The 12,347-nt window shown below is 56.7% G+C and carries 11 protein-coding genes and 1 pseudogene; 1 reads left to right on the top strand and 11 read right to left on the bottom strand.

Annotated features, from left to right (window positions below; all coding sequences use genetic code 11):
- From AC2FNC_RS17915 to AC2FNC_RS17940, 6 genes and pseudogenes are all read right to left on the bottom strand, one after another.
- Window positions 1-347: pseudogene (locus AC2FNC_RS17915) on the bottom strand (AAA family ATPase); the annotation flags it as partial.
- A gap of 199 nt (window positions 348-546) precedes the next feature.
- Window positions 547-1,179 carry an OmpA family protein gene (locus AC2FNC_RS17920; RefSeq protein WP_480518846.1) on the bottom strand — a complete coding sequence of 211 codons (633 nt, stop codon included), beginning with the start codon at window positions 1,177-1,179 and terminating at the stop codon, window positions 547-549.
- A 17-nt stretch (window positions 1,180-1,196) separates the two neighbouring features.
- On the bottom strand, window positions 1,197-2,603 hold the full coding sequence (locus AC2FNC_RS17925; protein WP_496716139.1) for a type II and III secretion system protein family protein: 1,407 nt from the start codon (window positions 2,601-2,603) through the stop codon (window positions 1,197-1,199).
- Between the two features lie 193 nt (window positions 2,604-2,796).
- On the bottom strand, window positions 2,797-3,675 hold the full coding sequence (gene cpaB, locus AC2FNC_RS17930; RefSeq protein ID WP_480488502.1) for a Flp pilus assembly protein CpaB: 879 nt from the start codon (window positions 3,673-3,675) through the stop codon (window positions 2,797-2,799).
- Window positions 3,676-3,968: 293 nt separating this feature from the next.
- On the bottom strand, window positions 3,969-4,196 hold the full coding sequence (locus AC2FNC_RS17935; RefSeq protein WP_496716141.1) for a hypothetical protein: 228 nt from the start codon (window positions 4,194-4,196) through the stop codon (window positions 3,969-3,971).
- Between the two features lie 304 nt (window positions 4,197-4,500).
- Window positions 4,501-4,728 (bottom strand): Flp family type IVb pilin, encoded by a 228-nt coding sequence (locus tag AC2FNC_RS17940; protein WP_496716143.1) that lies wholly within the window; start codon window positions 4,726-4,728, stop codon window positions 4,501-4,503.
- 353 nt (window positions 4,729-5,081) lie between these two features.
- On the opposite strand from AC2FNC_RS17940, the gene AC2FNC_RS17945 reads away from it, so the two are divergent.
- Entirely contained in the window at window positions 5,082-5,948 is an 867-nt protein-coding gene (locus AC2FNC_RS17945) for a lytic transglycosylase domain-containing protein (RefSeq protein ID WP_480518854.1), read from the top strand.
- Window positions 5,949-5,986: 38 nt separating this feature from the next.
- On the opposite strand, the gene AC2FNC_RS17950 is transcribed toward AC2FNC_RS17945, so the two are convergent.
- The 5 genes from AC2FNC_RS17950 to dprA form a co-directional block, all read right to left on the bottom strand.
- A complete protein-coding gene (locus AC2FNC_RS17950) occupies window positions 5,987-6,613 on the bottom strand; it encodes a 3-oxoacid CoA-transferase subunit B (RefSeq protein ID WP_480473704.1) in 627 nt (208 codons plus the stop codon).
- Window positions 6,613-7,317 carry a CoA transferase subunit A gene (locus tag AC2FNC_RS17955; RefSeq protein WP_209505579.1) on the bottom strand — a complete coding sequence of 235 codons (705 nt, stop codon included), beginning with the start codon at window positions 7,315-7,317 and terminating at the stop codon, window positions 6,613-6,615. Before AC2FNC_RS17955 ends, AC2FNC_RS17950 begins: the two co-directional genes overlap by 1 nt.
- A gap of 112 nt (window positions 7,318-7,429) precedes the next feature.
- Window positions 7,430-7,957, bottom strand: coding sequence for a superoxide dismutase family protein (locus AC2FNC_RS17960; RefSeq protein WP_480554473.1), 528 nt, complete (start codon window positions 7,955-7,957; stop codon window positions 7,430-7,432).
- A gap of 123 nt (window positions 7,958-8,080) precedes the next feature.
- The gene (gene topA / locus AC2FNC_RS17965) at window positions 8,081-10,708 is read right to left on the bottom strand and encodes a type I DNA topoisomerase (protein WP_480518858.1); all 2,628 of its coding nucleotides are present in this window, start codon (window positions 10,706-10,708) and stop codon (window positions 8,081-8,083) included.
- Between the two features lie 180 nt (window positions 10,709-10,888).
- The gene (dprA, locus tag AC2FNC_RS17970; RefSeq protein ID WP_496716145.1) at window positions 10,889-12,016 is read right to left on the bottom strand and encodes a DNA-processing protein DprA; all 1,128 of its coding nucleotides are present in this window, start codon (window positions 12,014-12,016) and stop codon (window positions 10,889-10,891) included.
- Window positions 12,017-12,347 lie beyond the last annotated feature (331 nt).

A 12,347-nucleotide genomic window follows, 5' to 3' on the forward strand; every position in this document is an offset into this window, starting at 1 on the left:
ACAAACTCGTCCGCGCCCTTGCGCAGCAGTTGGTGGAGCGAAGCAGGTGTGACGTCCTCGGCGATCAGGACGACCTTGATTTTCTTTTCCTTGGCCCGCGTGATGATTTCACCCATCAATGACAGGTTGTCTTCATCTTCCCCGTCGATTGCCAATGCAACGAATTCAAGCGCTTCGGCTTCTGGCTGGCTGAAAAAGGCCAGCGCTTCGGCAAAACCCAAGTCGCCCCAGCGCTCGCCCAGAATGGTTTCCATGTCTTCAATCAGAAGATCGAAATTCTGGACATCCCGGCTTATGGTGCAGGCCAGGATTGCAGAAGTTTCGTCTTGCGGCGTTGCGCTGGTCATAAACACTATCCTCGTCGTGAGGGCTCAGCATGTCATATGAACGAATTCCGCCAGATTGATGTGCTGTCGCCCCAATACGGTCAAATTTGGCCGCAGGTCACCCTATTGTTCACAAAGTTGCTCTGAAGTTGGGCAAGAATTGGGCGCAAAAGAACCAATTGTAGGGAAATGGGCGACGATGTCGCCCATTTCGCGTATATTATTCACCCGCATCAGATGCGTCTGTCGCGGTCACCTGTTCAATCGTGCTCTTCCACGTCGCGCTTTCAACGTATTCGCGATAAATGACGTTGGCGTATTTGCCGTCCAGCAGTTGCGGGTGACGGTCAACAAAGCCAGAAACTTCCGTTACAGTCCGGCGGTTGCGGCGGTCCCGATTCGGTGTTGCGATCAACGGCTGCGTTTTTCCAAAGGATACAACGGCTTCAAGACGTGAACGCGAGATTCCTTGCCGTTCAAGGAATGCGACTACCGCTTGTGCGCGGCGCATCCCAAGACTCTTGTTGTAGCTTGTTGAGCCTACGGCATCCGTATGTCCGTAAACCCGGAACCTGGCTTCGGGGAACTGTTTGATCCAGTCAGCTTGCTGCAGCAGAATGCGTTGAGCTGATGCATCCAGTTGCGAACTGTTGAAGGCAAAGTTCACTTGACTGGGCACATCTGCGGCAAATCTGCGACCGAGAATCTGAGCATATGTCAACTCGCCGTTTTGAACCTGTATATTGTTCAATGTCGCGTTTCCGAAGGTTCCGGCATCGATCTCGTATCCGGCCTCGCGCGTACATGCGGCAACGGCGACCGTAAGACCCAGTGTGATGATCCACTTCTGCATTGGTCCTATCCTCCTGATCAATCTAGGACGTAGCCGTACGAGCTGCCGAAGTCCTGTTTGGCAACTTCGGATGCTCCGCCGGCTCCGGGACGCTGTGTACGAGCAACCCGACCATTCACGAACAGGTCAAATTCGCTGGGCGGTTTGACACGATCGGTGGGAAGGGCTAGCGCCTCGCCGCGTGTCGGCGTTACAAGATGCGCCGTGATGATTATCACAAGTTCGCTTTGAGCGCGTTGATAGTTCGCGCTGCGAAACAATGCGCCCAGCACCGGTACATCTCCCAGCCACGGAACCTGATTGCTGAGATCAGAAAAATCATCCTGAATCAGACCCGCAATGGCAAAGCTTTCCCCATCGCGCAGTTCAATCGTGGTCGTCGCACGACGGGTAATGAAGCTGGGAACAGAATCGCCGTTGATCGTAAAGTCCGAGCTTTGATCGATGCTGGAAACGGCAGTTCCCATTTCAAGGTTGATCAGGTTACCATCCACAACACGTGGGATGAAGTCCATCTCGACCCCGAAAGCCTTATATTCAATAGCTACGACGCCATCATCCTGTGGTACAGGAATCGGAACTTCGCCGCCGGCCAGGAATGTTGCTTCTTGCCCAGACAGGGCAGACAAATTTGGTTCGGCCAGGCTGCGGGCCAAACCCTTGCTTTCAAGCGCTTCCAGCAACAAGCGAACCTGCGTCGAGCCCGCGCCAAACCCAAACAGAATCGCGCCTGTATTTGTTTGAACGTTTGGGATGTTGTTCGCGATAGCGTTGTTCAGCGAAAGCTGGTTGTTGAGTGTGTTGAAACCGCCGGTAACGTCACTGCCGCCGAAACCAAGCGACGCTGTCAGGTTTTTGGCAACAGTACGATTCATCTCGGCAAAGCGTACTTTCAACATCACTTGCTGCACGCCACCTACAGACATCAGGTTCGATACACGTTCGGGCGCGTAGCGTTCAGCCAATTCAAGTGCGCGGGCCAGTTTGGCGGCGCTTGAAACCGTGCCGGACAGTACGATGCCATCATTGGCGGTGCGCACTTCAATCTGCTCGCTTGGCAGGATCTGACGCAGACGCTCTTTAAATTCGGTTACATCGGGCGAGACCCGGACACGTACGTTGGCAAGCAGATTTCCTGCGCCATCAAACAGTGTCAGCGTGGTCAGGCCAGGGGCCTTACCCAAAACATAGATTGTGCGATCCGAAAGCGAAGAGATATCCGCAATGCCTGCGTTGGCAATGCTGAGCTCTGCAAACGGTTGTTCGCTTTCCACAACAATCGCGCGGTTCATCGGAACTTCCAGCGTTTCCACTGTGCCCTTTTTTACCACGCGAAGGGATTCAGCCCAGGCGGCATCGCCGACCGGGCCCATAACAAGCGACAACCCCAGCAGGGTTGCGCTGATCCAGGAACGTATTGTCATGTGACCTGCCTCTCCGATCACGCCTCGTTTTTTGGGTCTTATGCCCTATGTGCAGAGAGACTGCGCGAAATCCGAATTTATTGCAATAATCAATGGTTTCTGGAATTTTCCTTATGTGGAGAATTGGCAACAACAACAAGAAAAGAGCCGCATCTGAGATGCGGCTCCGATCTTGTAACACTCTGAATTGGCGTCAATTTGTACAGGGGATAGGCACGTTGACAATCTCGCCACCGCGTCGGATGCGCGTCGTGCAGACCTGTTCAACCTCTTCCTTCGGTTCCGGAGCGGCTGCCGTTATTCCAAGCAGTTTGCGCTGATCCACCTCGATTGCCGACGCAACAGAGTCATCCTGTACCCCAACAAGGGCCAGTGACAGCCGCCCGGTGTTCTGGGCCTGCGCGAGTGCTGCGACCTGTTCCGGCGTGGCTGCGACCGTGACTGTGCGTGCAATCGTTGCGCTTGCGACGTCCGAACCAGCGGTCTGGTCGACGGCGATCAGCTGAACGTTGGTTTCGATCAGTTTGGTGATGCCGCCAGAATTCCCTTCTACCGTCCCGCTTGACCCGGTCCAGTAGATGTCGACATTGTCGCCGGGGCGCAGGAAGCCTGAAACACCAGAGGCCACGTCGACGCTGATCGCAAAGGCGCGCATACCTTTTTCAAGACGAGAGGTCAGCCCGGCCGATTCGCCTGGCCGTGTGATCTTGACCTCCATAATCGCCTCGTCTTTTTCCATGGTCCTCAGAATATAACGCTCATTGGCGCCACTTTCGGGAAACAAGGCAGTGAGATCAGAGAACGTACCTTCGGGAATCGCGTTTTCCGGCCAGTCTACAGCGCGAATGTCTTCTTGCGTCAGGCGTTCACCGTATTTCAGAGGACGATTTGAAACGTAAACAGTTACCGTCGGGATCACATCGACTTTGGCATTGGCCAGCGCTTCTTCTGCCGCTTGTTTCTGCCGTGCCAGTTCGCTTTGATAAGCCGCAATATAGTTGCGCGCCATGTAAACGGCGCCCCCAGCCAGAGCAACGCCGACAATCAGGACAAGTCCGAATACCGCTCGCATACATGCACCTCTTTCTTATTTAGCCGGATACTAAGCGGCCAAAGGGCCACTTTGAAACAGCCCAAGTGTTAAATGTAAATTGTGTCGAAATGTGGGACAAAAATGTCTGCTTGTTAGATTCTGCGTCAGCTTTCGCACAATTCCGCAAAACGACTGCTGTCATTTCCTTACGGCAGGCCAGACGAAGAACAACGAAACAAACGCCGCGCCCAAAAAAGGCCGCCGCGTTTATTTGCCCTACACGTTCACCAACAAGCTCAGGAAAGTGGGTGAATGTGAAAACTCGCTGTGGTTCAGTTGGTTCCCGCTGTGACGAGACCGCCAGGCCCGGTGTTCGAGCCGGTGCTGACAACAGAGGAACTCATGGCTTGGTTGATGTTACCGCCGATACCATCAACACTTGAGCTGATGACGAGGTAGGTCGCGCCTGACAGACCGATCAATACTGCGGTCAAAACCACCCAGTCAACGGTCACCGCTCCTGCTTCGTTCGATTTGAACCGATTAAGGAACTTTAGCATCTACATATCTCCAATACGACAATTCAGTGTTTCCCGTAACGTCGCCCAACAGTGGTTCGTTCGGATGGCGGAAATCAGGCCAAAAGTTGATTTTGGTGAAGATATCTAAGATTCAGCACTTTTTCACGTGTTCCTTTTTGCGGTGAGACCTGAAAAGGGCGTGACTAATTCGGTGGCACTCGTGATGTGTCGGGCGGCGTCATGTCTATTAGCCTGTATTTTTGCCTCAGAAGTACCGGTACTTCTGAAACAAAAAAAGACCGCACCTGAAGGCGCGGTCTCGAAATCTTGCTAAACCAGAGGCTTAGTTGCTGCCTGCAGCTGTGATACCGCCGGTTGTGGTGTTGCTGCCGGTGCTCAGCGATGCGCCGTTCAGAGCGGTGTTCACGTCTGTTGCCAGGCCGGTCGCGCCAGCCGAGATCTGCTGGTATGCAACGGCTGCCAGGCCGATGACTGCTGCGGTCAGAACAACCCAGTCAACTGTTACTGCGCCGTCTTCGTCTTTGCGGAAGTTCTTGATGAACTTGATCATGTTACGTCCCTCCTAAAGGATCAAAAAGAGTTTAACAAACCTCGGCGTTCTTCAGAGCTTTCTCTCTCAGTCCGCTCATGTCCGTCTCGGTATGGATTAATGTTTGCCTGTTGTGCGTGGCAGGAATTGGGCCAAACACAGATTTTTTTTCGTGCGGCTTAACTTTTTGGTCACTAAATGGGCAAAGCATTGTAAATAAAATAAAAAAAAATTCTTTGATCCGCACCAAGAGCTCCACAGCGGTGCAAATTTACGCCAAATGAGGCGAAATTGCCCCAATTCGCTTTGTTTTTCTGGCTTTGGGCGAAGATTCGCGGTTCAAATCGCGTAAAAAGAATACATGAGGCAGGCACATGACTCTCCGGAACGCACTTCAATGCGCCGGTGTACTGGCGTTTCTACTATCTGGTGTCGCACCCGGGTATGCGACCGAGGTTGAGCCGCGCGGAGTTTACAAGCGGATCAAAGCGCCCAAGCCGGGTGAGCGTCCTCGCGTGACCATTCAGATCACACCCGAGGAACACGCGGCCAAGCCCTCAGCCCCCAGCACAGGGGTGGAGCTGGTGGTTCCAGAAATCATAGCAAGAACCAAAGTGGTTCAGCCCACAGTGCCGGGAATCGGTGCCGCGCCTGACCCTAAAGGGTCGTACAAGGCATTCTGGGACCGCATTTCACCGCACATTGATGAAGGCGGGGCCGGGCGGCTTGATGCTGCCATAAACGCGCTGGCGGCGACGAATGTAAGATCACCCCGGCTGCAATCGCTGCAAGACATAGCGAAAGAACGTGGGATCGAGATTTTGCGATCAACCGTGGGAACCAATGTGTCGCCAGCACTGGTGCTGGCTGTCATTTCGGTTGAATCGGCCGGTCGCGCGGATGCCGTCAGTTCGGCCGGTGCACAGGGTCTTATGCAGTTGATGCCGGCCACAGCTGCCCGCTTTGGAGTTAAGGACAGTCTGCAACCCTCGCAGAACATCGCCGGGGGTGTGAAATACCTCAACTGGCTGATGGAAGAGTTCGGAAATGATCCGATCTTGGTTCTGGCCGGTTACAACGCTGGTGAGGGGGCTGTGCGTAAACACAGCGGCGTGCCGCCTTATGCCGAAACCCGAGACTATGTGCCCAAGGTTCTGGCCGCTTTCCAGATCGCGCGGGCTTTGTGCGCGACACCGCCGGATCTGATTTCAGATGGGTGCGTGTTCCAGACCTCAAACTGAAAAAGGCCCGCCTCGTTCCGGCGGGCCTTTTCTTTTGTTCAGCCGACGATTGTCGCTTCGGTCGCAGCGCGCATTTCGTCTTCACTGACACCTTCTGCCAGTTCAACGATCCTCAATCCGCCCTCGACCACGTCCAGAACGCCAAGATTGGTGATGATGCGATCCACGACGCCCTTGCCGGTCAGTGGCAGAGTGCATTCCTTCAGGACCTTGCTTTCACCGTGCTTGTTGGTGTGGTCCATAACCACGATCACGCGCCCAACGCCTGCAACCAGATCCATGGCACCGCCCATGCCTTTCACCAGCTTGCCAGGAATCATCCAGTTTGCCAGGTCGCCTTTCTCATCCACTTCCATGGCACCCAGGATCGCAGCAGCGATCTTGCCGCCCCGGATCATCGCAAAGGACGTAGCGCTGTCGAAATAGGCGGTGCGGGACAGTTCGGTGATTGTCTGTTTGCCCGCGTTGATCAGGTCCGGGTCTTCTTCACCCTCGTACGGGAAGGGACCCATACCCAGCATTCCGTTTTCGGATTGCAGAGTGATGTCCTTGTCGCCCACATAGTTCGCCACCAGCGTCGGAATACCGATGCCGAGGTTCACATACATGCCGTCGTCCAGTTCCTCTGCCGCGCGTGCGGCCATTTGATTGCGGTCCCAGGGCATTATGCGTCCTCCTTCTTGCGGGTGGTGCGCTGTTCGATGCGCTTTTCATGATCGCCCTGAATGATGCGATGCACATAGATGCCGGGCAGGTGGATCTTGTCCGGGTCCAGTGAGCCGCGCGGAACAATCTCTTCCACTTCGGCCACGCAGATCTTGCCGCAGGTGGCTGCGGGCACATTAAAGTTGCGGGCGGTCTTGCGGAACACCAGATTGCCGGTGTCGTCAGCTTTCCAGGCCTTGACGATGGCCAGATCGGCGAAGATTCCTTCCTCAAGGATGTAGGTCTCGCCGTTGAAATCCTTGTGCTCTTTCCCTTCCGCAATCACGGTGCCGACGCCCGTCTTGGTGTAGAAACCGGGAATACCGGCCCCACCGGCGCGCATCCGTTCGGCCAGTGTTCCTTGCGGGTTGAATTCCAGTTCCAGCTCACCGCTCAGATACTGGCGCATGAATTCGGCGTTTTCGCCCACATACGAGCTGATCATCTTTTTGACCTGCTTGGTCTGCAACAGGATGCCGATGCCGAAATCGTCCACACCGGCGTTATTCGACGCAAAGCTCAGGTCTTTGACGCCCGAATCCCTGATGGCAGCAAGCAACAGTTCGGGAATGCCGCACAGGCCAAACCCGCCCGCGGCAATCAGCATGCCATCCGTCAGCACCCCATCGAGTGCCTCGGCGGCATTGGCATAGACTTTCTTCATGGAAAACTCCCCCAATGACATGGTGATGGGCAGGTTTTGCCGCCACGTCATGGGGAAGTCAATGAAACCAGAAGGTTCAGGTATTTCTACGGTAGTTCAGCTTACAATAGTGTCAGTCGGCGATCAGGATTCCGCAGGCGATGCGCCCCCCGGCACCGCCAATGGGTTGGCTAATGTGATCGTCGCCAGCTTCGTGGATGATGAAAGTTGACCCGTCCGCATCCAGCAATGCGCTCCCGTCACCCTCAAGTGAAACAAGGTTTGTAAAGGCCTCCATCTCGCCCACACCATCCTGTCCCACATATAGATTGGGCAGATCGCCGGGCTCGGGGCCCTCAGGGTTCAGCAGCCCATGTGCGCCTTCAACTTTGCCAACATGGCCTTGGGCCGTCTTGAACCCTTCACCGGCCTCGCAGACACCATGGCTGTGCAGGTGTAACCCATGTTTTCCCGGCGGCAGGTCAGTGACGCGTACGTGCAGCAGAACACCATTGGGCCCTTGCGTCGCCTTCGCCTGACCAATGACGTCGCCTTGCGCGTTGATGATTTCGGCTGTGGCAGATTTGACGTGATGCGCGGCCTGGCCCTGCGTGGCAGCCGCAACGCCTATCGCCGCAACAAGAATGGCGGTTCTGAACATGTCTCAACTCCTTTACTGATCAACGCAATCCTGTATCGCGTCAGTCCATAAACACGCAGGCCGGTTCCTTTATTCAGAAACCGGCCTGCGCGCTTTGTGACATGTCCCGGTCAAACGTCCGGATTATTCAGCCGCTTTCTTTGCTGTCTTCTTCGCGGCTGCCTTCTTTTGGGGTGCAGCCTTTTTTTTGGTGCCTTTCTTGGATGCGCGCTCATTGACCAGTTCTATGGCCATTTCCTGCGTCAGCTCTTCGGGCTTGATGTCTTTCGGGATGGTCGCGTTGACCTTTTCCCATTTTACATATGGCCCGTACCGTCCGTCCAGAACCTGCATCGCGCCGCCGTCTGGATGCTCGCCCAGGTCTTTCAAAGCTTTTGCCGCGGCGCGCCCGCGTCCGCCGGGATTGGCCCGTTTCTCGGCCAAAAGCTCAACGGCGCGGTTCATACCGATTTCGAACACATCGTTTGGGTCTTTGAGATTGGCATAGACCGGCTTGGCTTCATCGGCCAGCTGATGCATCAGATAGGGGCCAAAACGCCCGAAGTTCGCTGTGATCATGCCGCCTTCGGGGTGTTCACCGATCTGACGGGGCAGGGACAGAAGCGTCAGCGCCTTGTCCAGATCCATGTCATCCTTGCTCCAGCCGCGTGGAAGCGAGGAGCGCGGCGGCTTTTTGTTCTCGGGCGTGGGTTCGCCTCGCTGGACATACGGCCCAAAGCGACCGGATTTCAGCCAGATCTCATCCCCGGCGTCTTCGCCCAGCAATTGTTCGTCGCCTTCCGCGCCTTCACCGGCGATGGGCCGTGTATAGTTGCACTCCGGATAATTGCCGCAGCCCACGAACCCGCCAGTGCGCGAGGTTTTCAAGTGCAATTGCCCCAAACCGCATTTCGGGCAGATGCGCGGGTCGGACCCGTCCTCACGCGGGGGGTAAAGCTGTGGCGCCAATGCTTCGTCCAGCTTGTCCAGCACTTCCGAGATGCGCAGTTCGGATGTTTCACCAATCGCTACTGAGAAATCACGCCAGAACTTGCCCAGCAGATCCTTGTAGTCACGATCACCGGCGCTGACGTCATCCAGTTGCTCTTCCAGATTCGCGGTGAACTCGTAGCCAACATACTGGCGGAAGAAATTCAGCAGAAAGATAGTGACGATCCGGCCCTTTTCCTCGGGGATCAGCCGGTTCTTGTCCTTGCGTACATATTCGCGGTCCTGAATCGTGGTCACGATCGAGGCATAGGTCGACGGACGTCCGATCCCCAGCTCCTCCATCCGCTTGACCAAAGTGGCCTCGGTATAGCGCGGCGGCGGTTGCGTGTGATGCTGCAACGCCAGAACGGCTTCGTTATCTGCCATGATTGCGGCTTTGTCCGACTCGCTGGTGGCCTTGGCAAACTGATCGCGCAACGTAGTTTTGGAAAAGCGCGCGGGGTCGCCCTTCATGATCTGTGGCAGGCGCTTTTCGTCATCATCGGCGACATCATCGCGGCCTTCCTCATAGACGCGCATGAATCCGTCGAACAATACCACCTGACCGGTGGCACGCAGACCGACCTGACCGTCGTCACTGCCAATCTCGACCGTGGTGCGCTCCAACCGTGCTGCCGCCATCTGGCAGGCAATTGTCCGTTTCCAGATCAGATCATAAAGCTTGCGCTGATCTTCATCCGTGACCTTCAGCGCCTTGGCATCACGCGTCATATCCGTGGGGCGGATACACTCGTGTGCTTCCTGCGCGTTTTTGGCCTTGTTCTTGTACATACGCGGGCTGTCCGGCACATACTCTGCACCGTATCGATCCGCGATGGTGTCGCGCGTTGCTGTCACGGCCTCGGGGGCCATGTCGATCCCGTCGGTTCGCATATAGGTAATGTATCCGGCCTCATAGAGGCGCTGCGCCACCTGCATCGCATGGCGCGCGCCCATGCCGAATTTGCGGCTGGCCTCCTGTTGCAGGGTCGAAGTCATGAACGGCGCGCTTGGATTGCGCGCGGCGGGCTTGGCTTCGACCGAAGTCACACGCAGCGCGCGGCTGGTGACGGCCTGAACCGCCAGTTCGGCCCGTGTTGCGTTGGTCAGATCGTGCTTGTCCAGTTTCTTGCCCGCCAAAGTGACCAGCCGCGCCTCATAGGTTTGACCACGCGGTGTCTCGAACAGGGCCCGGACCGACCAGTACTCGACCGGCTTGAACGCTTCGATCTCCATCTCACGCTCGACGATCAGGCGCAGACAGACCGATTGCACCCGACCTGCGGATTTTGCACCGGGCAGTTTGCGCCACAGAACCGGTGACAGGTTGAAGCCAACAAGGTAATCCAAGGCGCGGCGCGCCAGATACGCTTCGACCAGGGGCATATCGACATCGCGCGGGTTTTTCATCGCCTCTGTCACCGCCTCTTTGGTGATGGCGTTGAAGGTCACCCGGCTGACCGGTGTATCTTTCTTGATCGATCGGCGCTTGGTCAGCGCTTCCTGCAAGTGCCAACTGATCGCCTCGCCCTCACGATCAGGGTCGGTGGCGAGGATCAGCGCGTTGTCTTCTTTCAGCGCGTCGGCGATGGCCTTTACATGTTTGCGGCTGTCATTGCCCACTTCCCATGTCATGCAAAATCCATGGTCCGGATCGACCGATCCGTCCTTTGGCGGCAGGTCCCGCACATGGCCGTAAGAGGCCAGAACGGTGTAGTCAGGGCCGAGATATTTATTGATTGTTTTTGCTTTGGCCGGAGATTCTACAACAACTACGGGCATTTAAGGGGAAACCTCGCTCGACGAATGTGGCGCCTTTTATGGTGGTGCAAAATGTGTGGGGCAAGCGGGGATTGTCAATGCGTTCCTTTGGCAGGCGGAAAAGCGACGTGATTTCAGCGTGATACCCGCGCTGGCTGGCAGGCAGAGCGTTCGGCTGGGCAATCTTGCCTTCCATCCAAATCAGCCTGCCAGAGACAACAACCCGCCCGGCTGTCGCTGGATTCGTCCGTCCAGTTCAAGGTCGACCAGCGCTGGCCCCAGATCCCCTGCCGAGGCCGCAATATCGCGCAGCAACTGATCTTCGGCGATGGGGGAAGGTCCCAGCCGCTCAAGGATTTGCGCCTGCAAATCCTGTGCGGCAGACCGTGGCTGCTTGGCAGGTGGCAGCTCGGGTTCGGCAAAGATCGGATCACCGTGCCGTGGCAGGGCTTCGACAACGTCGTCCGCCGACCGAACCAGCGTTGCACCGTCCCGAATCAAAAGGTTGCACCCGGCAGCGCGGGCGTCGAACGGGTGGCCGGGCACGGCCAGAACCTCGCGCCCCTGATCCAGGGCGTCACGCGCCGTGATCAGGCTGCCGGATTTGGCGGCTGCCTCAACCACCACGACAGCTTGGGCCAGGCCCGAGATGATACGGTTGCGGCGCGGAAAATGCCTGGCCTGAGGTGTCACGCCCATCGGCTGTTCCGACAGCCGCAGTCCCTTGGTTGCAATATTATGCGCCAGTTCCGTGTTCTCGGCCGGGTAAATGACATCAACACCACCCGCCATGACGGCAACTGTGCCGGTGTCCAGCGACGCCATATGCGCCGCCGTATCAATACCGCGCGCCAGACCCGAAACAATCACATGTCCCTTTTCGCCCAAGGCGCGCGCCAGACCACGCGCCATCCGCGCGCCCAACGAGGAACAGTTGCGCGCGCCCACCATCGCAATCGCCGGTTTCTGCAACAGCGACACATCCCCGATGGCCCAAAGCAAGGGCGGGGCATCGGATAGGTCGTTCAATGCGTCGGGGAAATCCGCGGACCCAAGGCACAAAAGCCGCGCTTTGGCGGCTTCTGCGGCCCTGAGTTCCGCCTCGATCACGCCGGGGGGGCAGGTTTCATACCCTTCTATTCCGGCGGCGCGTGCCATTTCAGGCAGCGCGGCCAGCGCGTTCTGCGCCGAGCCATGTTCGCGCATCAGCCGACGAAACGTCGCCGGGCCGACCTTGCGCGAGCGCAACAGGCGAAGCCACGAAAACCGGTCCTCTTCCGTGGTGGGTGGGAGTGGGGGGTGATTGGAAGAAAGCTGCTCTTCGGTCATCCGTTGCTCCGCCTGATTGCAGAACTGGTTTACGGGACAGGGGGTTAACAGCCTCTGAATCGCAGATAATTAGCAGCGATTTATCTGTATTTCTCGGGGAATGCACCGGTTAAGTGTCTGAAAGTAAATAAAAGAAAATTAACCAACCGGCGCTCAAATTAATAGCGCCGGTTGGAACGCTGTCGAATCAAAGTGGCGTATGGTTAACCCTGCGCCTGCCGTTGCGCTTGTCTTCCGACTCAGGCTGCCGACCCGCCGACAGTCAGCCCGTCCATCAGCACTGTCGGTTGACCCACACCCACGGGCACCCATTGACCGTCCTTGCCGCAGG

Source organism: Ruegeria sp. BHSA123, from assembly GCF_059613425.1.

Coding starts and splice junctions, on each gene's coding strand:
- AC2FNC_RS17920 (WP_480518846.1), bottom strand. CDS start 1,179: ATGCAGAAGTGGATCATCACACTGGGTCTTACGGTCGCCGTTGCCGCA.
- AC2FNC_RS17925 (WP_496716139.1), bottom strand. CDS start 2,603: ATGACAATACGTTCCTGGATCAGCGCAACCCTGCTGGGGTTGTCGCTT.
- cpaB (WP_480488502.1), bottom strand. CDS start 3,675: ATGCGAGCGGTATTCGGACTTGTCCTGATTGTCGGCGTTGCTCTGGCT.
- AC2FNC_RS17935 (WP_496716141.1), bottom strand. CDS start 4,196: ATGCTAAAGTTCCTTAATCGGTTCAAATCGAACGAAGCAGGAGCGGTG.
- AC2FNC_RS17940 (WP_496716143.1), bottom strand. CDS start 4,728: ATGATCAAGTTCATCAAGAACTTCCGCAAAGACGAAGACGGCGCAGTA.
- AC2FNC_RS17945 (WP_480518854.1), top strand. CDS start 5,082: ATGACTCTCCGGAACGCACTTCAATGCGCCGGTGTACTGGCGTTTCTA.
- AC2FNC_RS17950 (WP_480473704.1), bottom strand. CDS start 6,613: ATGCCCTGGGACCGCAATCAAATGGCCGCACGCGCGGCAGAGGAACTG.
- AC2FNC_RS17955 (WP_209505579.1), bottom strand. CDS start 7,317: ATGAAGAAAGTCTATGCCAATGCCGCCGAGGCACTCGATGGGGTGCTG.
- AC2FNC_RS17960 (WP_480554473.1), bottom strand. CDS start 7,957: ATGTTCAGAACCGCCATTCTTGTTGCGGCGATAGGCGTTGCGGCTGCC.
- topA (WP_480518858.1), bottom strand. CDS start 10,708: ATGCCCGTAGTTGTTGTAGAATCTCCGGCCAAAGCAAAAACAATCAAT.
- dprA (WP_496716145.1), bottom strand. CDS start 12,016: ATGACCGAAGAGCAGCTTTCTTCCAATCACCCCCCACTCCCACCCACC.